Source organism: Caproiciproducens sp. CPB-2 (genome assembly GCF_036287215.1).
Lineage (GTDB): Bacteria > Bacillota > Clostridia > Oscillospirales > Acutalibacteraceae > Caproiciproducens.
Window position 1 is genome coordinate 3,286,715 of record NZ_CP142860.1, and the last position, 21,526, is coordinate 3,308,240.

Below are 21,526 nucleotides of genomic sequence, written 5' to 3' on the forward strand. Positions count from 1 at the left end.
ATTAAATAATCCTGTTATTTTTCAAACTTTTGAGTTATAATAATAGCATGGAAGCCCCATCATGAACACCGCTATTGCGGCAGGAGGTACGCTATGAATTTTTTTGAAACTGTAACCGGCAGGGTAACAAAAGCAGTCGACTATGTTGTTGAGAAAAACCGCAAAGCCGCGCTGATAAATCGCATCAGGATCGTGATTAAAAACGAAAGGGAAAACGAAGCGCGCGCCTACGTCGCATTGGGAAAATATTATTTTCAGAATCTGCGCGACGCGCAGAACGAGGAAACCGAGTCCCTGTGCAAAGCGGTGGAAGCCGCCGACAAGCGCATAAAGAAGGCGTTTGACAAGCTCGACGAGCTCACCGCCGACGAGGGATACGAGGACGACGCCTGTACCGACTGTACGGACGACTGCGATTACTGCCCGTGCGGCTGTTCCGGCGAGCCCGGCGCGGAAAGCACGGACGTCCCCGCGCCGGAACCGGAGGACGAGATCGCGCCCGCCGATTTTCCGCTCCATTTCCCCATTGTTGACAAGGCAAACGACAGGGATGACACGTCCGAAGAGGCGGCCGAGGAAGCGGCGGACGACGAGGACGAGGCCCAGCCCACGCTGGACTGAGCGGGAATATGAAGAAAAAAGTAATGCTCGGCATGAGCGGCGGCGTGGACAGCTCCGTTGCCGCGCTCCTGCTTCTCAGGGACGGATACGACGTTACCGGCGTCACCCTGCGGCTGCGGCCGGACGAATACATGTGCCAGAGCTCGGCGGGCGGCTGCTGCTCGCTGGACGATATCGACGACGCACGCAGGGTTGCCTACAAGCTCGGGATCGACCATCTGGTCCTCAATTTTACGGACGTTTTCGAAAAGGACGTCATCGACTATTTCGCGGCGCAGTACGCGGCGGGACTGACGCCCAACCCATGTATCGCCTGCAACCGCCACGTCAAATTCGACGCTATGCTCCGCCGCGCGAAAGAACTGGATTTTGACTATATCGCCACCGGCCACTACGCCGTGATCGAACAGAACGCGGCCGGGCGCTGGCTTTTGAAAAAGGCGCCCGCCAGCAAGGACCAGAGCTATGTGCTGTACTCCTTCACGCAGGAACAGCTCAGCCGCACCCTGATGCCGCTGGGAAAATACACAAAGCCCGAGGCGCGCGCCATGGCGGAGGAAGCCGGGCTGCCCGTCGCGCATAAGCCGGACAGCCAGGAAATCTGCTTTGTGGAAAACAACGATTACGCCGGATTCATTGAGCGCTACACCGGGGAAACCGCTCCGCAGGGCGATTTTGTGGACCAGAGCGGAAACGTGATCGGCCGCCACCGCGGCATCACCCGCTACACCGTCGGTCAGCGCAAGGGGCTGGGCGTTACCTTCGGCAAGCCCATGTATGTGACCGGGATCGACACGGTACATAACCGGATTACACTGGGGGAAGAGGGCAGCCAGTACGCGTCCTCCCTGATCGCGGCGGACCTCAATTTCATTCCGTTCGACACCTTGGAAAAGGAAACGGATATCACCGCCAAGGTGCGGTATCAGGCGAAGCCCGCAAAGGCGAAGCTGGTTCCGCTCGGGGACGGAAGAGTCCGCGTGGATTTTGAAGAAGCGCAGCGCGCGGTCACTCCGGGACAGGCCGTCGTCTTTTACGATGGGGACCTCGTGGTCGGCGGCGGCACGATTCAGCCGGAATAATCGTAAGGGCGGAGCCAAAAATGGCTCCGCCCTTTCAGCGTTTATTTTCCAGAAGATACAAAAGGAAGAGTCCTACACAAAAGATCCCGAAGACGACAAAAATCCCTTTCAGGCGCTTGTGCGTCGGACGATTTCCGTAGCTGTAGGAACATAGCAAGGCAAAGACAATGACCGAACATACCCAGTTCTGCCATTCTCCGCGCGTGAATCCCGCAGAATAAAGCACCGCCGCAAAAGCGCCCCACAGAACGATCTGAATCGACCGGACGCGGCTGCCGTCTTTGTTCATTTTACCCCCCCTTTCTTCCCGAAAGCCGGTCACTGCTTGAAACCGTACCCGCAGTGCGGGCATTTCGGGTAATCCATGTCGCATTTCTTCCCGCAGTCCGGGCAGGTGATCTGCATGATTTCCGGCGCGTTGTCCCGGCGGTCTTCGCTGATTTTCAGCTGATCCTCCAGCACATCGACCCTGTTCATCAGGTCGCCGACGGCAATCAGCAGCAGGCCGAGAAGCTCCGCGGTAAAAACGCTGAGGAAAACCCGGAAGTCCTTGTCGGAGGACGCGAGCTCCGCAAGAAAAAGACCAATGCCTGCAATCAGGAACGCCAATCCCGCCCCTTTAAAAAATCTGGCCATCTTACACCACCCTGTAATTCTTACCGGTAATTATATCACAGATACCCTGTCGATACAAACGGATTTGGCAAGTCGGGCCGCCGAAAGACGTGCAGCCGCGCTCTTTGCCCCTTGGAGCCGGGGACCTTAAGGAACCGACCCCCAGCTTTCCCTCTCAGAGGGATTTGTTTCGGAGTACTCCGAGACCGATTCAACATGCAACTGTCTGAGAGCGCCGCCGTAGGCGACTGCCGACCGCATGGTCCGCGCCCGGCGCGCCGGAGGGAGTTTTCCCGGGAATTTCTTACATCCCACATCCTTTTTCTAAGTCGTCAGCTTTGCCCTCAGGCCGGGCTGGCCCCTACTTTCGCTCTTGTCCGAAAGTAGGCAAAGGACGTGCAGAGGGATTTTAAATTCCCGGCGGGAGGGTTCCATAAAATCCCCCTGCACCCCCGGGTATCCCCAAAGTGTCTTTAAGTGGCACGATGCCTTCGCGGTTTTCATTGACGGAGGTACGAAAAGCAGAATCTGGCCCCCTCCTCGAGGGGGCCTCGAGAAGCCGGGTGCCGAAAGGAGTACTTTTCCCTCAATTTAACCGCGAGAAGGAATACCCCACCACCCGGCGCAGCCGTTCCCGCGCTTTTTTCAGATGCTTCGACACGGTCGGCGGCGTAACGCCGATGATTTCCGCGACCTCCTGTACGCTTTTCTGCTCGAAATACCGCAGCCGCAGACAGTCGCGCTGCCGTTCGGTCAGCTCTCCCTCCATCGCGCGCCGCAGCGCCCCGCGCATCCTCAGATGCTCTCCCCCGTCGTCGTTCTCTTCCCGACCGGCATTCAGCCGGTCCCCGAACAGGTCCAAGCTCAAATTGCTTTTTCTTCTCATCTTTCCGCCCCGATTCTCACCAGATACCTGCCTGTGTGCAGGCAGTCCAGATACATGTCGTTCAGCAGGGCAATCCTGCGGTACAGCCCGGAGGCCTCCTCGTTGCCCGCCTGCCGCGCCTGCCTGCGAAGCGGCGCCAGCCGTTCCTTAATCCTCTCTGCCTCATTCAAATATTCCGCGCCCCATTCGTTATAGTCCATATTGCTCCTTTCCTTCCCCGAAGCGGACCGCAAGCATCCGGATTCGTGTCCTATAATTCCATACTATCCAAACAGGAGCAAATTTTCAAGATATTTTAGAACAAATGTTCTATTCCGATTCCTGGCAGGGACAAACCCGGTACACCGAATCGGGCTTGTTTCCACAGGAACACTATCCGTACGCCGAGCATTTTTGACGCGGTCAGACGCAATTTTAACCGAATAAGACATGACTCTTGATTTTACAAACAAGGCCTATGATGCTAAAATAAAAGAAAACCTGAGCGGAAAATTTTCCTGCCTCCGGAACAGTTTGCCGGGGCAGGAGCAGGATTACAAAGCGGAAAGCGGGAATCAAAATGGAAAGCTTTGCCCCTTTATTGATCATTGCGGGATGCTATGTTCTTGTCTATACGTTTGGCAAGATCAACAAGAAGAGATACGATGCTCCGGGAAAATTCCGGGATTCCCGGAAGCCTCATCGCCGGGGAAAAAAGTAGGAGGAAGCGAAACGCTTCCTCCCTTTATTTTTTATCCCTCAGCTTTTGAAAAAAATCCGTAAGCAGCAGCGCGCATTCGTCGGCAAGCACGCCGCCCACCAGCTCCGGACTGTGGTTGTACGGCAATTCAAACAGATTCACGACGGAGCCGCAGGAACCGGCCTTCGGGTCCCGCGCGCCGTAAACCACCCTGGGAATCCGCGCGTTGATGACCGCCCCCGCGCACATGGGGCAGGGCTCCAGCGTGACGAACAGCTCGCACTGCCACAGCCGCCACCCGCCCAGCAGGCGGCACGCCCGGTCAATAGCCTCCAGCTCCGCGTGGCAGAGCGCGTTTTTTCCGCTTTCGCGCCGGTTGCGGCCCGTGGCAATGACTTCCCCGTCTTTTACGATCACCGCGCCGACCGGCACCTCGCCCTCCTGCGCCGCTTCCCGCGCGAGAGTCAGCGCCAGACGCATAAACCGTTCCTCCCTGTCCATATCAGCCTACGAAAGATACCGGAACGAGGACAGAACCGTTAACAGCAGCACCGCCACACCGCCCGGATTGAAAAACAGCGCGTTCAGCTTTGCGGAAAGCCGGAAATACGGATTTACCCCGTCGCTGTGGAAAAACCTCTTATCCTTTACCAGCAGATAAACAAAGGAAGCCACGCCCAGCGCCAAAACAACGCCGACCACCGTGTTGTTTACATAATCGGCCATCTGGTCCCCGCCGAAGCGCTGCGACATTTCCACCGCGAAGGAAATCCCGTTGTTGAAGAAATGGATCAGGATGGACGGCCACAGGGAATTGGTGCGGACAACCACCAGAGCCATGGCCAGACCGGCGATAAAGGCAAACACCATCTGCACAAAATTGCCGTGGTACAGCCCGAAAAGAATCGCGGAGCCCACTACCGCGAACCCGTCCCCGTATTTTCTCAGGCTGTGAAGCACCACGCCGCGGAAAAACAGCTCCTCCACCAGCGGCGGAATGACCGCGATCGTAAGGAAATACAGGAATAAAACCGGCGGATCGCCCGTCAGGGGCATCTCCGGCAGCTCGCCGGAAAAGCCGAACCATTTCTCGATTTCCACCACCGCGTTGGCCGGAATGTTCGCCAGCATACAGACGGCCGTTCCGAAAAAAACGCACGCACAAATTTTCAGAAACCCGGCCTTCTCAAAGGGCAGCGCGCTGCTCAGGGAAATATGCCTCGCGGCGAAAAAAACCAGCGCGGGAGCGGCTAGCCCGACCAGATAGCCCGCCCCGGTCGCAAGATAATAAAGCACCGGCGTAAACCCCTGAAAATCGCTGTTCGTATAGTCGTGCGCATATCCCACCGTGCGAAGATAGAACACGCAGACATACAGGAAGCCGGTCATCAGGAACATGGCGGCGAGCAGGGTCCAGCAGACCGCGTTGGAGGTTTTCCTCAGCTCGCGCTTGCCGTTCTGGGCTTCCACATAGGGATGCACGTTATAATAAGGGCCGTATTGGGTGTAAGGCGAATTGTTCATTGCTCTCTCCTTTTATAAAAAAGGGCTCTCTCCCGCAAGCAGGAAAGAGCGTCTCCTTTTTTGGCAGGTTAGGTGAATATAGACGCCGCCGGGCGGCAAAGTAAAGAAAAAGCGCCGGACCCAAACGCGAATTGGATCCAGCGGCACGCTGGCGTCCCCGGCGCGATTCGAACGCGCGGCCTTTCGCTTAGGAATTAAGAAGGGCATTTCCTCAAAGACAAAGCATGGTCCCCGACAGCTCTCTTAATCCAACAATCAACAGCTTTTTCTTACGTCTAAATTCTTCGTGGTATCTTGTGTTCCACGAAAAATTTTATTGTATTTCGTATTGCTATTAGCATAAAATTAGCTGTTTTACAATACATCAAAGGGGGATGAGTTTAGGTTCAATTTCAATTATTTATCATGATATCATAAAAGGCACTTAAATACAAGGGAGGCTTACTATGTCAGCATACCAATTAGAAATCAAGATTACCGACTGGCGAAAGCATAACACCATTTTGGATTATAACGCCCCTTGCCAGAAAGACGTCGGTTTTTTACCCCGATTTCAAAGGTAGCGGAGCTGATCAGTATCGGAAAATGCTCTGAAATGGACATTCTGTTGGATCTGTGGATGCATGCCATCTACAACGATGAGCAGGTATTGGGCTTTGATGTAGAGCCGGTTGCATAGTATCACGCCAAGTGCATTGAGCGCAGCCATAAGATGTTGAAGCTTATGGAAACCGCAGTTGAATACAATAAATTAACACTATTGTAAATAGTCCTTCTACATTTTTAAAAAATATGTGAAATATATATAAGACCGATCATCATCTTGTCATAAATATGCCGCAACTTATTAAAGTTATTGACCGTTCTTATGAAATTTTGGGAAGTCTGAAGACAAGCTAAGAAAAAAATTCAGACGCATTGTAAGCATTTTACGAAAAGTCGGAATCCCTTGCAGTTTTATAATAAACTGCAAGGGATTCCTGCGTCACTGTCTTTCTATGGACATTTGGATATTTGAGAACTTTAAATTTACACAACAAATCTTCTCGGTTGATTCCTTATACATGAAAAGCCAGATAGATATAATTTAAAATTTTTTGGACAGTCAAAAGAGGCATCATGCCTTCCTCCAGAGCCTGTCCGCTCTCACGGAAATGTTTTCGCCCAAAAGTCCTTTCCAAACTTCCTTCGGCAAGCCGCTGTCGGGATGGGCAATGAGCCATTTGTTTTTCGCAGTGATCAGCCGATCCATACCACCGCCCGTATGTTTTGCTGCAAGAGCCGTATTGGTTCCGCGCGGCAGCACGACGGCCACTCGGAAACCCGCGCTATCGGCATTGCACGGCGCATAGTGCAGCGTGGTCCCGTAAAGCTCCACTGCCTTTCCTTTGGGTACGCGAAACAGCTCAAGCTCTGCCGTGTCGTAGGTAAGCTGCGGCGTGACGTCCTGAAGGCGGCCCAGAATCAGGACCATGTCCGTCGCGGCGACGTTCACCTCGCTGGAACGGTGGTATTCCAGCGCATTGAGCAAATGGTTGTTCCCATTGCAATATCCAAGCTGGATCGGCATCTCCCCAAAGACTTGATCTCGGAGGCTCCCGTAAATGTCAAGTGCTTCAAGCCCGGGATCCGACGGCACGTAAACGACGTCGCCCGCAGGGCAAGGCGTTGTCTGAAGGGCTTTGATGAGCTCGGAGAAATCAAGTTCTTCAACCACACGCCCGTAGGCTCGAAACGCCGGATCTGTAACAGACTTCAGTTCCATGAATCTTCACCCTTTCCAATGCAGTCCGCTTAGTCCGCTGCGGGCGGATATTCGTTGCAGAGCAGGCGGTACGGCGGCTCATCCTCTTCGATGGTGGGAAAGCGGCCGAGGGGGTTTAAGAAACGGTTATCGGTATTGTCATCGTTACACATGGAGACTTCACCGATCAGCACGCTTCCTCCCTTCGGGATGGTGAACTCATGATAGTAATAGGGATACAGGGAAAGACTTTCACCGGGTTGCAGTACGATCGGCTGCCCCGCCGGAACCATGTAGCGGCGGCCGTCCTGACAGATTTCCACGTCCGTCGTATCCAACTGCTCGTCCTTTGTGGCGTTGTACAGCGTGAACACAATGTTGTTGCCGCCGCGGTTGATGATGTCCTCCATCTTGTTCCAGTGAAAGTGCATCGGGGACACCTGCCCCTCGTCGCACATCATGATCTTTTCGGCATAGGTTTTCGTATATTTGGGATTGTGAATATTTCCGTTGCGCAGGGTAATCAGAGCCAGCCCCAGATGCGCGTAATCGCCCATCCCGTAATCGGTCACGTCCCAGCCAAGCATGTTGTCGCGGATCTCGTCGTACTCATGCCCCTTATCTTCCCACTCCGCCGGCGTAAATTTCAGGAACGGAGGCAGTTCAAAACGATGCTCATCGAGCAGCATCTCAAACCTTCTGATTACAGCGTTAATTTCAGATCGTTTCATGTTTTTCCTCTTTTCTCATTATTAATCCATACTCAGAACGAATCCGGGCCAAACGTCGGAATCTCATAATCCAAGCAGCGAATCCCTTCGATTTTCCAGCGCCTCGATGGCCTGCTTTCCCTCGGCAATTCGAAACGTAAGCTGCTTTTTTTCGACAGTCTGCGGAGCCAGAAAATGCAGCGTACCGGCTTTCTCATGGTACGAGCGGCCATAGACAGAGGAATTCGACGGCTCCAAGCCGAGAACATAGTCGCCGCTTCCCTCGGATTTCCACTGCATGAAAAATGGAAACTGCTCCGTATTGAACTCGAGCACAAGCGCGAGTTTCCGTTCGTCATTTACAACGGCCGCAAAAGTTTCTCCATCCCCGGCAGAAGCCAGCTCGTGCAGAAACACGTTCTCTGGCTCATTGTCCTTCGGAGGACCCATTATGTCCCACGTGTCAGCACAGGCGGCCGAAACCCCGTCTCGCGGCGTGACTTTTTTCGTCGGCAGCAAAAGGCGGCTATTCTCTGAAAGAAACGGCCATCCCATGTTGCAATGATACATCAGCATAACGGGTTCCGGACGAAACGCCTCGTTCGTGATTTCATCCGCAACTCGGATCGAGCTTTCGCCCAGCCTTGTGGTGATCGTGCGACGCAACACAAGATTTTCCCCAAACAGCTCAGCTTCCCGCATTTCTCCTCTCACCGTCACGACATAGTCGTCGCCATCCCATGCGGAATCCGCGCACACATGCTCCGCAGGCGTCGTGCGCATACGGCCGTGCATGGGGTACTCCCTGCCGTCTGGACCCGTGTATGGCGCGCAAATGTTTTCAAACCCGCAAGTAAAAAACAGGCCCCCCATAATACTGCGCTGCGCCTCGGCCCCGTGCGTATCGTATGGGTTTCTCCCCATAAGCCCCGGTTTCGAAAGAAAATTGATCTGCAGTCCCTTATACTCCATTTCACAGATGTCCAGCGCCTTATCCAACATTGTGACAAAACGGAGGGGACCATTTTTCACTTCCACAGCCCGCATTCCCGTACTGCGCCCTTCGTCGTAAGTCACCCTCCGGGCATACGCGATCTGCTGCACGTTGCCAACCCGACGCAAAATGTCCTCTTTTTTCATTGTCCTCACTCCAGATTCGCATGGTATCGCCAGAGCTCCTTCATATCAAGGTGCCTGCGTTCGATAATCATTTTCGCCACAATGTCCCCCAAAAGGAGAACCGACTGCTCAAAAAGTGATGTCATGGGCTGTTGCGAGTCAATCTCGTCATTCCGATATTCTTTCGTGCGCACGGGAATCCTTACCATAAATTCCACAAGGTCTTTCAACCCGCTGTCCGGATTTGACCCAATATGAACTACCTTTGCACCAATCATATGCGCCTTTTGTGCAATGCCTAAGGGAAACATTGTAGTACCGCTACCACTGCCGACGATCAGCAGATCCTTCGGCGTGATGGCGGGCTCGGTAATCTCTCCCACGTAATGCGTCTTGATTCCCAAGTGAGCCCAGCGCTTAGCGACGGCCTGCAACGACAGCAAAACCCGTCCAACGCCCACAAAGAACACCTGATCCGCATCCAGAACTGCCTCGATCAGGCGTTCCACCTGAGCGGGATTGATATGGCCCAGTGAAGCGCGCAATTCGTCGAGGATCAGATCTCCCACTCCGCTAAACGTGACTTCGTTACTCATTGCTTTCCCCTTTCTCCCAACACGGACCCGCAAAACCCAAGCAGTTCCTGCGTCGACGCAGAAAGATCTTCTTTTTTCAGGCAGGTGCTGCCTACCACAAAGATATCCACACCTTTTCCGACGAAATCCTCAATATTTTCGCGGGAGACACGGCCGTCGATTTCCACTTTCGTAGGCAGGCCCCTCTCCTGGATAAGGCGATGCAGTTCCTGAACCTTGCGGTTCGCGTATGGAACCTGCTTCTCTGCCCTGCTGCCTGCGTAACCGGGATTAATCAGCATCAACAGCACAGTGTCACATTTCTCCAGTACATAATCCAGGGTCGAAAGCGGCGTGGCCGGCTTTAGCGCGACGCCGGCCCGCACCCCGCGACTGCGGATCTGGTCGAGCCGATAGTCGATGTGCGGCTCGCATTCTCCGTGAAAAATGATCTGCTCCACGCCGATGTCAAGCAGCTCTTTGACAAAGAAATCCTGCTCAGTCGCCATTAGATGCACGTCGAACGGCAGTTCCGTCCTGGCGCGCAGTTGCCGGACCGTATCGAGCCCCAGCGGCATGCTCGGGCTGAAATGCCCGTCGAGGAGATCGACATGCAGCATTTCGGCACCCGCACGCTCCAATTCCGAGACCGAATCCTCCAGCCTGCATAGATTGCATACGGAAATCAGCGATGGGGAAAGAATACATTTTTGGTTCCAGATCGTTTTATTCATTGATCATACTCCTTCATGTACCGATGAACCTCAGCCTCCGTCGGCAGGGACTCAATTGCGCCCTTTTTCTGTACGCACAGCCAACCGGCGATGTTTCCGCAATACAGTGCGCTGTACAACAGGCCCTCAGTCAGGTCCGTGGGGGAGTGAACGCCCGCCTTCATCAGCGTGGCAAGGAACCCTCCCCAGAACGCGTCCCCGGCGCCGGTCGCATCGACGCACCGGGTCCGGAGCGCCGGCAGCTCCAAGACCTTCCCATTCCAAAAACATCGGCAACCCCGGCCGCCCAGCGTCTCCACCATGACTGAAATGCCGCTTTCACGCGATAGGTGCGGCAGGGCGTCTTCGCCGCCCAGCATGGCTGCCTCCTCCTCGGAAACCTTAAGTAAGTCCACATACGGAAGAATATCCATCACAGCCCGGGCGGCGGCCTTCCCATCACCATCCCACAGCAGGTCCCGGTAGTTCATGTCAAAACTGACCAGTTTTCCGCTCAGGCGACTTTCCGTCAGTGCGTAAATCGTCGTCTCCTTAGCTGCCCCCTTGGACAGAGAGCAAGAGCCGGCATGGACAATGTCCGCCTCCCAGAACCAAGGATGATCTAGGTTCTGCTTGCTCAGGAACATGTCTGCTCCGGGTTTGCGGGCAAAAGTAAAGCTGCGGTCCCCATTGGTATTCAATGTGACAAATGCCATCGTCGTCGTAGCCATGTCCGTCAGCTGTGTGACAAGCGGCTCAACATGATTGTCCTTTAACGTCCGCAGCAGAAAATGACCGAAGTCATCGTCGCCCATCATGCCGCAAAAGCCGGCCTCGCAGCCATGGCGCGCTATGGCGATAGCCACATTGGCTGGAGCGCCACCCGCCTTTCTGATATAGACGCCCTCTCCGTCTCCCGGCAAAAAGTCGACAACCATTTCCCCCACGCTTAGAAATTTCATATACTTCCCTCCTTCTCTAACCCGGACAAAGCACAGGTTCCGGCGCCGATCAACGACGCCTCGTAGCCGAGGGCTGTTTTCACGACCCGCAGACCCGCATTTGCGCCCAAATATAGGAAATTCTCCAACGTAGCTTTCAGGGATGGCTCGAACAAATCGAAGGAGCCGGCAACACCGCCGCCGATGACGACCAACGGTACGTTCAAAATATTGACAGCGGCTGCGATCGCCTTTCCCAAGTAAAAGCCTTCGTCTTGGAAAACCCTCAGCGCTTCTCTATTCCCACCACGCGCGAGCTCCCCGATCTCATGCGCGGTCATTTTTTCCTCACGGCCGGTCAACTCCAGATAGCGGCGCACGATCCCGGGTGCCGCTCCGTAAGTCTCCAAGCAACCGCGCGAACCACAGGGACATTTGGCTCCATAATCGACGACCTTTACATGCCCCAGCTCCCCCGCGCCTTTGGAAAAGCCCTCAAACATACGATTGTTGAGAAAGACGCCAGAGCCGATGCCGTTGCTGACAGTGACCCACATGAAATCCGACACATCCTTGGCCAATCCAAACTTTTTTTCTCCCAGCGTGCACAGATTGCCATCATTCCCCAGAAACACCGGTTTTCCGTACTGCTTCATAAGCAGTGAGCGTACGTCGAAAGCCCGGATCTGTGAAAAGGGAGCATAGACCCACAAGCCATTGTCCGGATCCGCGATTCCAGGAATGGATACACCGATTGCATCGATTTCTTCAGTTCCATCCCCTTTCCACTCTGCGGATGTCAGCACGGCGGCGCTTTCTGCAAGGATGGCCTCAGCTACCTGCTTTTTCGTTGGATTGTGAAACAGCATTTTGTGGGACGCAAGCACACGGCCCTCTTCGTCCATGACGCCGGTCAGGATCTTGGAGCCACCAATGTCAATACATAATATTTTTTTCCTCATAATTTTCTCTGCCCAGTATTGCTCTTGAAAGGCTTCAATCCTCCCTATAAAGAATGGACATCATCAAATGGTCGAACACCAAGTGAAGATCCTCTACGACCTGCATATCGTCGATTGGCACATGCAGGCTGATATCCGACAGAGCCATCAACCTTCCACCACTGTATCCCGTAAGGCCAATCACCTGATTCCCGCATTCCCTGGCATATTCCGCGGCACGCACTACATTGGCCGAGTCTCCGCTTCCGGAAATCGCCATCACCACGTCGCCCTCAGAAAGGAAATCCTTCAGTTGCTCTACAAAAACTGCATCGTAGGCAACGTCGTTGGCAAGGCTAAGAACGGTGGCAGCATTGTCATTCAAGCATACAAACCGGAACCTTTTCTCCTTGTTCAGGCTCAGGCCCTTGTTGAAATCCCCCGCAAAATGAGAAGCGGTGGAGGCGCTGCCTCCGTTTCCCATGATAAAGACATATTTTCTGCCGTCGCGCGCCTCTTTCAAAGCCTCCATCGCCCGGTTGACCTCGTTTCTGTCGATCTTGTCGACAGTCGTTTTCAGCCGGGCGTAATATGCGTCGATCTGATCCGTATAATTCTTCATGTTGTTTTTCTTCCTTTCCACAGGGATGCGCAGCCACCGCTCGGGAAACCCTTCATTAAAGAAATAGCCCAGCAATGAATGCCGCGGCCAGCAGAACGATTAGGCTGGCAATGATGATATCCATCTGCCGGACCGTAAAGCCGATCTTAGAATACAGGTGGTCGCGTGCGCTTTCGGCCGGATGTCCTGTCCGGCCGCCGTCGGTCCTCTCGCTTTTGACGCGCAGTGCAGACGTTCCACTGGTCATGTACCCTCTTTTTTTCATCATTTCTTCTCCAGATATTTGCGCACATCAATAGCAACGGCAAGAATGATAATGATGCCCTTAATGATATACTGCAAATAAGGGTTGACATTAAGGTAGGTTAGGCTGTAGTTGATGGTCTGCAGCAGAACGACGCCCAGCAGGACGCCCGGAATCGTACCAACGCCACCGGCCCAGGAAACACCGCCAATGACGCAGCCCGACATGGCATCAAATTCATAGTTGAAGCCGACTGTGGTGGTCACGGAGCCAATCCGCGCTGCTTCCAGAAAAGCGGATATGCCGTACAGAACGCCTGCCACAAGGAACACCAACATCACAGTAAGCTTTGTATTGATGCCAGATACCGCGGCAGCCGCCGGATTGCCGCCGAACGCATACATATTTTTGCCGAATACAGTCTTATTCCACAGAATGTAAACTACGACTGCGCAAATGAACAGATAGACCACCAGATAAGGCAACTGCATGAAGCCCAGATTGAACGAACCCTTCACCAGATTCAAGTAGCGGGGATCCAACGTGGAAAGAGGCTGTGCACCCCCCTTCTGACTGTCAATATAGATACAGGTGCTGCCGAATGCAATCAGTTGGGTGCCGAGCGATACAATGAAGGCATGCATGTGCAGATACGCCACACCGAAACCGTTCAGCAAGGAGAACAGAACCGCGACGATAATACTGATCAGCAGCGGAATGAACAGCGGCAGGCCATTTGTAATCTGAGGATACATTCTGGACGCATAAGTCGTCGCCTGCAGCAGACTTGCCGAAATGGCGGCGCAGCAACCAAGGATGCGGCCAGCCGAAAGGTCGGTCCCCTGAATGATGATGACGGCGGCGATTCCCAGGGCAAGAATGCCGCGGGTGGAGGCCTGACGAAGAATATTGGTGATATTGTTGATGGAGATAAAGCTTGGACTGATGCAGATCACAACAATTAACATGAAGCCCAGGATAATCAGCAACGCATTATTTAAGAGCCCTTTTTTCAGTTTATCAATATCCAGTTTTTTTATTTTTTCCATATCCCTACCTCTTTTTAAATGAAGTGTAGTGCAAGTTCCATGATTCTTTCCTGCGTGGCATTCTCCATATCAAGAATGCCTGCCAGATGGCCGTTGCTCATCACGGCGATCCGATCCGAAATACCCAGGAGCTCCGACATTTCCGAGGACACCACAATAACTGCCTTCCCCTGTTTTGCTACATCACCGATCAACTGGTAGATTTCATACTTAGCTCCTACGTCAATACCCCGGGTCGGCTCGTCCATCAGCAGAATCTCCGGCTTTGTGAGTAGCCATCGCCCGATGATAACCTTTTGTTGATTGCCCCCCGACAAAAACTTGATATGAGTTTTCTGACTTGGAGTTTTGATATTCATCGAACTGATGACCCAATCAGTATCCTCTTTCATTTTCTGCTGCTTTAGAAAAAGCCCTTTCCGATAAGCCCGAACGTTGGCAATCACGGAGTTGAACATCACGGAATCCACTCCGAAGATGCCGCTTGCGCGGCGTTCCTCCGTCAGCATCGCGAAACCGTTTTTCAAGGCATCCCGTGAAGTGTTGTTCCTGATTTCCCTTCCGTGGACCTTGATTGTGCCTTCGCTGTGGCGGCGCGTGCCAAAAACCGTTTCCAGCAATTCGGTTCTGCGGGAACCAACCAGCCCCGCGATCCCGAGAATCTCCCCCGCACGTAAGTCGAAGGAAACGTCGATGCAACCCGGCATGTAAGTGCTGGTGAGATGCTCGACTGACATAATCACTTCCCCCGGTTTGTTCACCTTCGGCGGGAATCGGTTGTCCATTTTGCGGCCGACCATCAAATTGATAATCTTGGCGAGCGTAAGATTCTCTGCCTTTTCAGTCGTGATCCATTTTCCGTCGCGCATAATAGTGACATCATCGGCAATCTTCAGGACCTCCTCCATCTTGTGGGAAATATAAATAATGCCGACACCCCGCTCGCGTAACTTATTGATGATGCGGAACAGCTGCTTGACTTCATCGTCCGCCAAGGACGAGGTGGGCTCGTCCAGGACCAGTAGCCTGATGTTGTTGGAAACAGCCCGGGCAATCTCGACCATCTGGCGCGCTGAAACCGACAAAGTCCCGATTTTCCTTCTGGGGTCAATATCGATTTCCAGATCTTCAAAAATCCTCTTTGTCTCCCGGTACATCTTCTTCTGATCCACCAAGCCGGTTCGAGTTCGCGGCACCTGGCCCAGCCAGATGTTTTCCGCAATGCTACGCTGCAATACCTGATTCAGTTCTTGATGCACCATTGCTATGCCGTTCTGAATGGCATGCTTAGTGTCCTTAAATGCGACTTCCCGGCCGTCAAGCTTGATTGAGCCGGAATCCTTGTTATAAATCCCGAACAGGCACTTCATCAGCGTGCTCTTGCCGGCGCCGTTTTCTCCGCAAAGGGCATGAACCGTGCCCTTCCGCACCTTAAGCTGAGCTTCGTCCAGAGCCTGTACGCCCGGAAAGCTTTTACAAATCCCCGTCATCTCAAGCATGTAAGTTTCTGCCATATCCATGATCTCTCATTCTCAATTATTGGGTAGGCGAGGGTGCTACCTGCTTGAAGCATCCTCGCCTGCGCTTCATCAGTTCGATATTTTCTTCCTTATTTACCGGTGTAGGAAGAATAGGGGATACGGATCGCAACACCCGTCTCATCAAGCTGATAACCTGTGCCCTCCAGTGCGCTCTTGCCACTAAGATAATTCTCTGCAATATTGACGCATGCTTTCGCCATCGCGTCGCCATCCTGCTTCACGGTGCCCATCATCGTACCAGAGGCAATAGCGGATTTGGCGGCGTCCGTACCATCTACTCCGAGCACAACTATCTTTTTGTCCCCTTCGTTGCCGGTGTTGTAGCCGTGGTTCTGCAACGCAGAGATGGCGCCGGTCGCCATGTCATCATTATTGCAAAGGACAGCTTCAATATCATTGTTAGAAGAAAGGATCGCCTCCATTGCGTTCATCGCTTTTTCCGCAGTCCAGTCGCAAACTTGTACAGGCGCGACGGCATCCATATTCAGACCCTTTTCCTTCGCTTCTGACTGACAGTATTCGGTGCGGGCAATAGCTTCCAGATTGTCAGCCTCTCCCTTGAATACCACATATTGAACTTTTCCATCACCGTTGCGGTCCAAGCTCTTGTCGGCTTTCCACAGCTGGGCCAGCATGTCGCCCTGCATGATGCCGGCATCCTGAGCTTTTGTGCCGACGAAGATATCCTTATCATAATTCTTCAAGACGCTGATATCAGTCGGCTCGCGGTTGAAGAACACAAGAGGAATCTTTTTGTCCTTGACCTGATTGATGACGGTTTGCGCGGAAGACTGGTCACACATGTTGACGAACAGACAGTCGACGCCGTCCTGCAGAATGGCATCCAGTTGATCCAGCTGTTTTCCCTGATCACCTTGCCCGTCGTACATCTTAAGTTCGATGTTGCCCGCCTTGTCTGCATATTGCTGCATTGCCGCGCGTACGGTGGACAAATACACATCGTCGTACTTGTAAACCAGTGCCCCGATCACATATTTTTTCCCATCTGTTCTCTCCGATGATGTGCCGGAAGCCGTCTCCCCGGAGGATGATTCGGTGGAACTGCTGCAAGCTGCCACCGACAAGGCCAGCATGGCCGCTAAAATCACGGAAAATACCCTTTTCACATTTTTTCTCCACTTTTTCATGTTTTTTCTCCCCTTTTCAAGATCAATTTATTAAATCAAAATATACGTTGAAAGCATATTTTAACTTCACCTGTCCGCCCACCATGCGGGATTTTCAAGATAGTCCTGATAAGGTGTAATCTCAACCTTCTTCAGCTTTAACCATGCCATCGCTTCAAGCACCTCCCGGCTGAAATCGCCCCGGACGATGGGGAAATGATGCTGGAAACGCTGCACAAGAACAGTATTGAAAAAATCAAGTGCGGAAACATTCCGACGGTTGATCTCAAGATCTCCCACCCAACCGCGGGATCCGCAGAAGCTCGGCTTGGACGTATCGATGATCTGCCCGGTTGCCAAGAACATTCTGTCGCTTTCCCCGGTGAGCCGGGAGATGGTGATCTTGCCCGGGTCCATAACCATGTCGCGAACAACGCCCGTTCCGCTGACTTCCTTTTCACCCGGCTCGTGCGCCGAACCGGAATAGTTCAGGCCATACTCAAAACCGTTTCTCTCGCAGAAGCAACGGCTGGCCGGACCGCAATGCCACAGCAAAATCGTGTCATCCTGTTGGTCGAACGCAGACAGATCCATCAACGTGGCGGTGCTGTCTGATAGATATCTCAGGAGCAGCATACTGATAGCGGAAGTCAAGTCTCCTTCGCAGGCAGCCACCGTGCCTTTGTCGTTCAGTTCGCCTACCACTGCACACACGCTGTACTGAAAGTCATCCTGGAGTTTTGGCCAGCAACTGATTGCCACGGCGTCATATCCGTTTTCCTCGATAAACTGATCGTACGCAAGAGAAAACCGAGCGTTGATTTCCATCATTTTTTTCGCCGTCGGATGGCGGAACCCTTTCGCAAGCGCCGTTTCTTCCTCAATGCGCCGGCGTACTTTATCGCTGTCCATATGTATGGCGATCTTTTTCAGTTCATCGTATTCATGCAGGCGGTTAATGCGCATCCCGTCAAACAGACGAATCAGACCGCGCTCGTCGTCATACAGGTCATCGAAGCCCGGCGCGATGCCGCCAATCAGGGCGACGCTGGAACGCTGCATGGCCTTGATCGCTTTCAGCGCACGTACCGTAACCGCGAAACGGTCGGAAAACAGCGGGTCGCCGACATTACCGTAGAACCATTTGACCGGTAGCTCATATCCGTCAAGATAATGCCCTATGATTGCAGCATACATGTTGATGCTGCAAAGCGAATTGAACGGAACCGCACCTTCTGATTTTCCTTCCGGGATCGCCCACAAGCCAAGACGCGCATTCTTTATCCTGGCGAAGATGGGAGCTAAGAAACCGGCCGAAAAGCTAGTGCACTGCAGCAGAACAAAGTCCACTTTTTCCTCTTCCAAAGCATGGAGCGCTTCATACCCCTGTTCCGGCGTGATCACCTGCTTTGGGTAGACAAAAAGCTGAAACCCCCACTTTTCCGCCAGGCCCTCAAGATCACCGGAAGTCTTTCTAAAAGCCCCTTCCTTGTCTCCGGGAAAGCTCAGCTGCGAGCTGCCAACCAGGCCGATTTTTAATTTAGTCAACAAAATACGCACTCCCTTTATTAAAACATTATTAGTTCGAGTTACTATAAAGCTAAATATCTTCGTATTTTTCTTAATTTATTATAGGCTTTACACAATTTCAATGATAGAGAAATTCATCCACCTAACTGTAAAATTGTCCATCTTGAACTTTTTTACAGATCCCAACAAAAAGTTCCCCCGTTATATAACGGGGGAACTCTCTTCAGCATGTTCGGATTTATAGAGAGAACAGAAAATGAATTTCAATATGTTTATGGACGCAGATAGTCCTCGACGCTTTTACGGTACGCACGGCATGTCATGCCAACCTGCTTTTTAAAACAACGCAGGAAATAATTGTAATCATTAAACCCAACCTGTCCGGCAAGCAGAGAGATGGGGAGGTTTGTTTCCTTGAGCAACGTTTTCGCCCTGTCCAGGCGCTTCTTCTGGATATAAGTGCTGATCCCGCATCCAAGGCATTCTTTTGTAAGCGAGTAGAAAGAGGATCGCTTCATCTGAAGATAGTCGCACAGGTCTTCGACTGTAAAACCTTGGGACATGTTTTCCGCGATATAATCGTCGATACGATCGACGAGATTGTTCCGGTCTATGCTAACCACCCGTTCGCTCAGCAGATAGCTGACGCAGGCCTTGCTGATCAGGGTGGCCGCCTCAAGCTCCTCCTTGTCCTTCACGTCAATCAGATCGATCACGCGGAGCAGCTCGTCCTCGCTCACGGGCAACCCCCGATGCCGTTCCATGAGAGCCTGTTTGGTGGAGTTGACGTCCTCGGCGCGGATCATTTGCCCGAACATGATGTAACCGATAACCATTTCTTCGATTTTTAACGGAATGATCATTTCCAAAAGTCCGGCGTGACATTGGTAAGCGTAAATACTCTTTTTTGCATGGCAGTGGCGAAAGGCCTCCCAGTCGCTCTTCAGGCACGCCTGGATTCCGTTTCGACGGATCAATTGACAGAAATCACACTGCGGATAAGGCCATTCCTGCAGCTGATGAAAATCCGTATCGTAAAAGGACACCTTCACGTGGTTCAACGTGTAAAACGCCTTCAGCATTTCGGCTAGACGGCTCCTGTCCACGTAAAGCCCATGAAAAAGTCTATAGGCTCCGTTATTCATCGCCATTTGCCCTCCTTCGCGGTTTATCGGCGGGACGCCAGCCGTTCCGTCACCTGTCGCATGGAAGCCGTGCCCGTCATACCAAGCTGCTGAATGGTAATCGAGGAAACGCAGCAGGCCAGAAGTGCGGCCTCGGCCGCCGTCAGGCCCAGCGCGAGCCCCAGGAAAATCCCAGCGTTCGCCGCATCGCCCGCACCGACGATATCAATTTCGCCGTCGACCTTGAACGCCGGAACAAGCTCTGCCGTCCTGTCAAAAACAACGATCCCCGCCTTTCCGCAGGTGACAAACAGGGGAATCCCGCCGCTCCGGTAAAGTCTTTCTCCCCTTTCCACAATAGCATTAAGCTTCCCGGTGTCCGGCTTTGGTCCGCCGGTCATCGCGAAGAACTCGATGTCGTTACACTTTACAATGATATTGCGGTATTCGTTTGCAAACGAGCGTGAATCCGCATAAAAAATCTTGTCCTTCCTTTCAGCGGCCAGCTTGCTGAGCTGTTCCCTCAGCCAGTCCGTGACAGAACCCATATTGCGCTGATAGAACTGATCCGTGATGATCACGCCGTCGGCCCAGTCCAAGACGGATTCCAGTTGACGCATCATCTCGCGTTGGACCTCTATCGGACGTTGAATGAAGCTGCGGAAATCGAAGCGGTTCATCTCCCGGTAGATTCCGTCGGTCCCCCTGCGCATCGGTTTCATGTAGGTGCATGTGCACAGGACGTCGCAGCTCACCATATGGGAAACGTCCGCGCCCGTTTCGCGCAGGCATCTCAGCAGCTCGTATCCCTGCCCGTCGTCTCCCGCAAGACCGATACAGACGACTTGGGCTCCAAGTGTTCGCAGATTGTTCGTAATGGTACCGCCGACGCCGGCGGACAAAGAGGTACGGTGAACCTGGTAAGCGGTTTCCCCGGTTTCCGCCGAAGGTTCGTCGTGTTCCGGATCAATATAAAGGTATTTGTCAAGCGCATAGTCCCCAAATACGACGACTTTTACCTGTGCAACATTTTTCAAAACGGAAATCATTTTATCAATATCCATTCCAACCAACCTCCTCTATCATACTTATTTGGCACGCATGTCATCCAGTGTCAGAATCTGCCTTGCAAGATTGGGCAGCGTCTTCTGGTGCTCCCCACGCACATAAAAGCTGCGGCCGCCATCGGCCACAGTGCGTGCCAGAATGGTCTTCCAAGGGCGGAAATAGTAGCGCGGGTCGCTTTTGGGCGGGGTGACGGCATAATCGTCGCTTTCCTCGATCGGCATCAGGTCGAACACCGCCGTATCGAAATGAACGATTTTTTCGCCACGCTGACGGGCGACATTCCGCGCCATCGCCAGGGCCTTCAGGTAAACTTCCGGTCCGGCCACCGCCGATCCGAAGTTCAGGAACACCCCGTTTTCCAGTTTTGTGACGCTTTGGGCATAAATCAGAAAATCAGTATAGGAACAGAAGCCCATGGCCGCCCCGTCGCAGTTGGGGTGCTCATGGATGATGTCGTTTCCGATACCAATATGCACGGTACACGGCACATGGAGGTGATACCCCATTGCAAGCACACTTTTTTCACGGTTTGGAAAACGATTTTCCCAAATATATTTTCCTACGGCTTCTCCCCACCCGATGCCCTCTTTTGCTCCCGCGCGGACCGCGTCGTTTATCAGCCCCGTTTCCTTCCACAGGCCGAACTGGCCCTCGCTGACGTATCGGGCCACGCTCTCGCAGGTATGGCCGATCATAGCCAGTTCGAAATCGTGTATGGAGCCCGCTCCGTTCGTCGCAAAGTGCGTCACGAGCCCCCTCTTCATCAGCTCGATCATAAACATGGCATTGCCGGTGCGGATGACATGTGCGCCGTACATTATTAAAACGGTGGCATCGTGATTGCGGCGGGCTCTGACGACGGCTTCCGCCAGCACCGGCAGCGCCGGATGATCGAACTCCGGGATTCTGTCGTCAACATTCTTCAGCACCTCCGACAGATTCACATCATGGACGCGCCGGTCCAGTGGCAAAAGGTTCAGTTGAGAACGATCAAACTGTGCAAATGGCATTGATATCTCTCCCCCCATAAATATTCGAATGTCCCGCGGGCCGAGTGCCCAACTCGTCCAA

At 53.0% G+C, this 21,526-nt stretch carries 25 protein-coding genes; 3 read left to right on the plus strand and 22 right to left on the minus strand.

Going from position 1 to position 21,526, the window contains the following annotated elements; genetic code table 11:
• The first annotated feature begins 93 nt into the window (after positions 1 to 93).
• Positions 94 to 621 (plus strand): hypothetical protein, encoded by a 528-nt coding sequence (locus tag VXK30_RS16365; protein WP_275714432.1) that lies wholly within the window; start codon positions 94 to 96, stop codon positions 619 to 621.
• Between the two features lie 8 nt (positions 622 to 629).
• The gene (mnmA, locus tag VXK30_RS16370; RefSeq protein ID WP_275714434.1) at positions 630 to 1,703 is read left to right on the plus strand and encodes a tRNA 2-thiouridine(34) synthase MnmA; all 1,074 of its coding nucleotides are present in this window, start codon (positions 630 to 632) and stop codon (positions 1,701 to 1,703) included.
• A 34-nt stretch (positions 1,704 to 1,737) separates the two neighbouring features.
• Here the strand turns inward: mnmA and VXK30_RS16375 are convergent, their stop codons facing one another.
• The 6 genes from VXK30_RS16375 to VXK30_RS16400 form a co-directional block, all read right to left on the minus strand.
• Positions 1,738 to 1,992 (minus strand): hypothetical protein, encoded by a 255-nt coding sequence (locus VXK30_RS16375; protein WP_275714436.1) that lies wholly within the window; start codon positions 1,990 to 1,992, stop codon positions 1,738 to 1,740.
• A gap of 29 nt (positions 1,993 to 2,021) precedes the next feature.
• A complete protein-coding gene (locus tag VXK30_RS16380) occupies positions 2,022 to 2,339 on the minus strand; it encodes a hypothetical protein (protein WP_275714438.1) in 318 nt (105 codons plus the stop codon).
• 565 nt (positions 2,340 to 2,904) lie between these two features.
• On the minus strand, positions 2,905 to 3,204 hold the full coding sequence (locus tag VXK30_RS16385) for an RNA polymerase sigma factor (RefSeq protein WP_275714439.1): 300 nt from the start codon (positions 3,202 to 3,204) through the stop codon (positions 2,905 to 2,907).
• Positions 3,201 to 3,404: a hypothetical protein gene (locus tag VXK30_RS16390; RefSeq protein ID WP_275714441.1), complete on the minus strand. Its 204-nt coding sequence runs from the start codon at positions 3,402 to 3,404 to the stop codon at positions 3,201 to 3,203. The genes VXK30_RS16385 and VXK30_RS16390 overlap by 4 nt, the downstream gene beginning before the upstream one ends.
• A 524-nt stretch (positions 3,405 to 3,928) precedes the next feature.
• Positions 3,929 to 4,384, minus strand: a complete 456-nt coding sequence (tadA, locus tag VXK30_RS16395) for a tRNA adenosine(34) deaminase TadA (RefSeq protein WP_275714443.1) — start codon at positions 4,382 to 4,384, stop codon at positions 3,929 to 3,931.
• Between the two features lie 6 nt (positions 4,385 to 4,390).
• Positions 4,391 to 5,407 carry a CPBP family intramembrane glutamic endopeptidase gene (locus tag VXK30_RS16400; RefSeq protein WP_275714445.1) on the minus strand — a complete coding sequence of 339 codons (1,017 nt, stop codon included), beginning with the start codon at positions 5,405 to 5,407 and terminating at the stop codon, positions 4,391 to 4,393.
• A gap of 520 nt (positions 5,408 to 5,927) precedes the next feature.
• On the opposite strand from VXK30_RS16400, the gene VXK30_RS16405 reads away from it, so the two are divergent.
• Positions 5,928 to 6,086, plus strand: coding sequence for a hypothetical protein (locus VXK30_RS16405; protein ID WP_442867976.1), 159 nt, complete (start codon positions 5,928 to 5,930; stop codon positions 6,084 to 6,086).
• Positions 6,087 to 6,524: 438 nt separating this feature from the next.
• Here the strand turns inward: VXK30_RS16405 and VXK30_RS16410 are convergent, their stop codons facing one another.
• The 16 genes from VXK30_RS16410 to VXK30_RS16485 form a co-directional block, all read right to left on the minus strand.
• On the minus strand, positions 6,525 to 7,172 hold the full coding sequence (locus VXK30_RS16410) for a DUF4867 family protein (protein WP_275714447.1): 648 nt from the start codon (positions 7,170 to 7,172) through the stop codon (positions 6,525 to 6,527).
• 29 nt (positions 7,173 to 7,201) lie between these two features.
• The gene (locus VXK30_RS16415) at positions 7,202 to 7,882 is read right to left on the minus strand and encodes a D-lyxose/D-mannose family sugar isomerase (protein ID WP_275714449.1); all 681 of its coding nucleotides are present in this window, start codon (positions 7,880 to 7,882) and stop codon (positions 7,202 to 7,204) included.
• Positions 7,883 to 7,945: 63 nt separating this feature from the next.
• Positions 7,946 to 9,001 carry an aldose 1-epimerase family protein gene (locus VXK30_RS16420; RefSeq protein ID WP_275714451.1) on the minus strand — a complete coding sequence of 352 codons (1,056 nt, stop codon included), beginning with the start codon at positions 8,999 to 9,001 and terminating at the stop codon, positions 7,946 to 7,948.
• 5 nt (positions 9,002 to 9,006) lie between these two features.
• Positions 9,007 to 9,576, minus strand: a complete 570-nt coding sequence (gene hxlB, locus VXK30_RS16425; protein ID WP_275714453.1) for a 6-phospho-3-hexuloisomerase — start codon at positions 9,574 to 9,576, stop codon at positions 9,007 to 9,009.
• Positions 9,573 to 10,289, minus strand: a complete 717-nt coding sequence (locus VXK30_RS16430; RefSeq protein ID WP_275714455.1) for a ribulose-phosphate 3-epimerase — start codon at positions 10,287 to 10,289, stop codon at positions 9,573 to 9,575. The genes hxlB and VXK30_RS16430 overlap by 4 nt, the downstream gene beginning before the upstream one ends.
• A complete protein-coding gene (locus VXK30_RS16435) occupies positions 10,286 to 11,230 on the minus strand; it encodes a carbohydrate kinase family protein (protein WP_275714457.1) in 945 nt (314 codons plus the stop codon). Before VXK30_RS16435 ends, VXK30_RS16430 begins: the two co-directional genes overlap by 4 nt.
• Positions 11,227 to 12,171 (minus strand): ROK family protein, encoded by a 945-nt coding sequence (locus VXK30_RS16440; RefSeq protein ID WP_275714459.1) that lies wholly within the window; start codon positions 12,169 to 12,171, stop codon positions 11,227 to 11,229. Before VXK30_RS16440 ends, VXK30_RS16435 begins: the two co-directional genes overlap by 4 nt.
• Before the next feature lie 34 nt (positions 12,172 to 12,205).
• Entirely contained in the window at positions 12,206 to 12,772 is a 567-nt protein-coding gene (locus VXK30_RS16445) for a D-sedoheptulose-7-phosphate isomerase (RefSeq protein ID WP_275714461.1), read from the minus strand.
• 55 nt (positions 12,773 to 12,827) lie between these two features.
• On the minus strand, positions 12,828 to 13,019 hold the full coding sequence (locus VXK30_RS16450; protein WP_329493794.1) for a hypothetical protein: 192 nt from the start codon (positions 13,017 to 13,019) through the stop codon (positions 12,828 to 12,830).
• A 17-nt stretch (positions 13,020 to 13,036) separates the two neighbouring features.
• On the minus strand, positions 13,037 to 14,065 hold the full coding sequence (locus tag VXK30_RS16455; RefSeq protein ID WP_275714465.1) for an ABC transporter permease subunit: 1,029 nt from the start codon (positions 14,063 to 14,065) through the stop codon (positions 13,037 to 13,039).
• 14 nt (positions 14,066 to 14,079) lie between these two features.
• Entirely contained in the window at positions 14,080 to 15,579 is a 1,500-nt protein-coding gene (locus VXK30_RS16460) for a sugar ABC transporter ATP-binding protein (protein ID WP_275714467.1), read from the minus strand.
• 95 nt (positions 15,580 to 15,674) lie between these two features.
• The gene (locus VXK30_RS16465; RefSeq protein WP_275714469.1) at positions 15,675 to 16,754 is read right to left on the minus strand and encodes a galactose ABC transporter substrate-binding protein; all 1,080 of its coding nucleotides are present in this window, start codon (positions 16,752 to 16,754) and stop codon (positions 15,675 to 15,677) included.
• Between the two features lie 66 nt (positions 16,755 to 16,820).
• Complete coding sequence (locus tag VXK30_RS16470; RefSeq protein WP_275714471.1) at positions 16,821 to 18,284, minus strand: hypothetical protein; 1,464 nt, start codon at positions 18,282 to 18,284, stop codon at positions 16,821 to 16,823.
• A 251-nt stretch (positions 18,285 to 18,535) separates the two neighbouring features.
• On the minus strand, positions 18,536 to 19,414 hold the full coding sequence (locus VXK30_RS16475; RefSeq protein WP_275714473.1) for a PocR ligand-binding domain-containing protein: 879 nt from the start codon (positions 19,412 to 19,414) through the stop codon (positions 18,536 to 18,538).
• A 17-nt stretch (positions 19,415 to 19,431) separates the two neighbouring features.
• The gene (locus tag VXK30_RS16480) at positions 19,432 to 20,451 is read right to left on the minus strand and encodes a bifunctional heptose 7-phosphate kinase/heptose 1-phosphate adenyltransferase (protein ID WP_275714475.1); all 1,020 of its coding nucleotides are present in this window, start codon (positions 20,449 to 20,451) and stop codon (positions 19,432 to 19,434) included.
• 24 nt (positions 20,452 to 20,475) lie between these two features.
• Positions 20,476 to 21,465, minus strand: coding sequence for a hypothetical protein (locus VXK30_RS16485; RefSeq protein ID WP_275714477.1), 990 nt, complete (start codon positions 21,463 to 21,465; stop codon positions 20,476 to 20,478).
• Between the last annotated feature and the right edge of the window lie 61 nt (positions 21,466 to 21,526).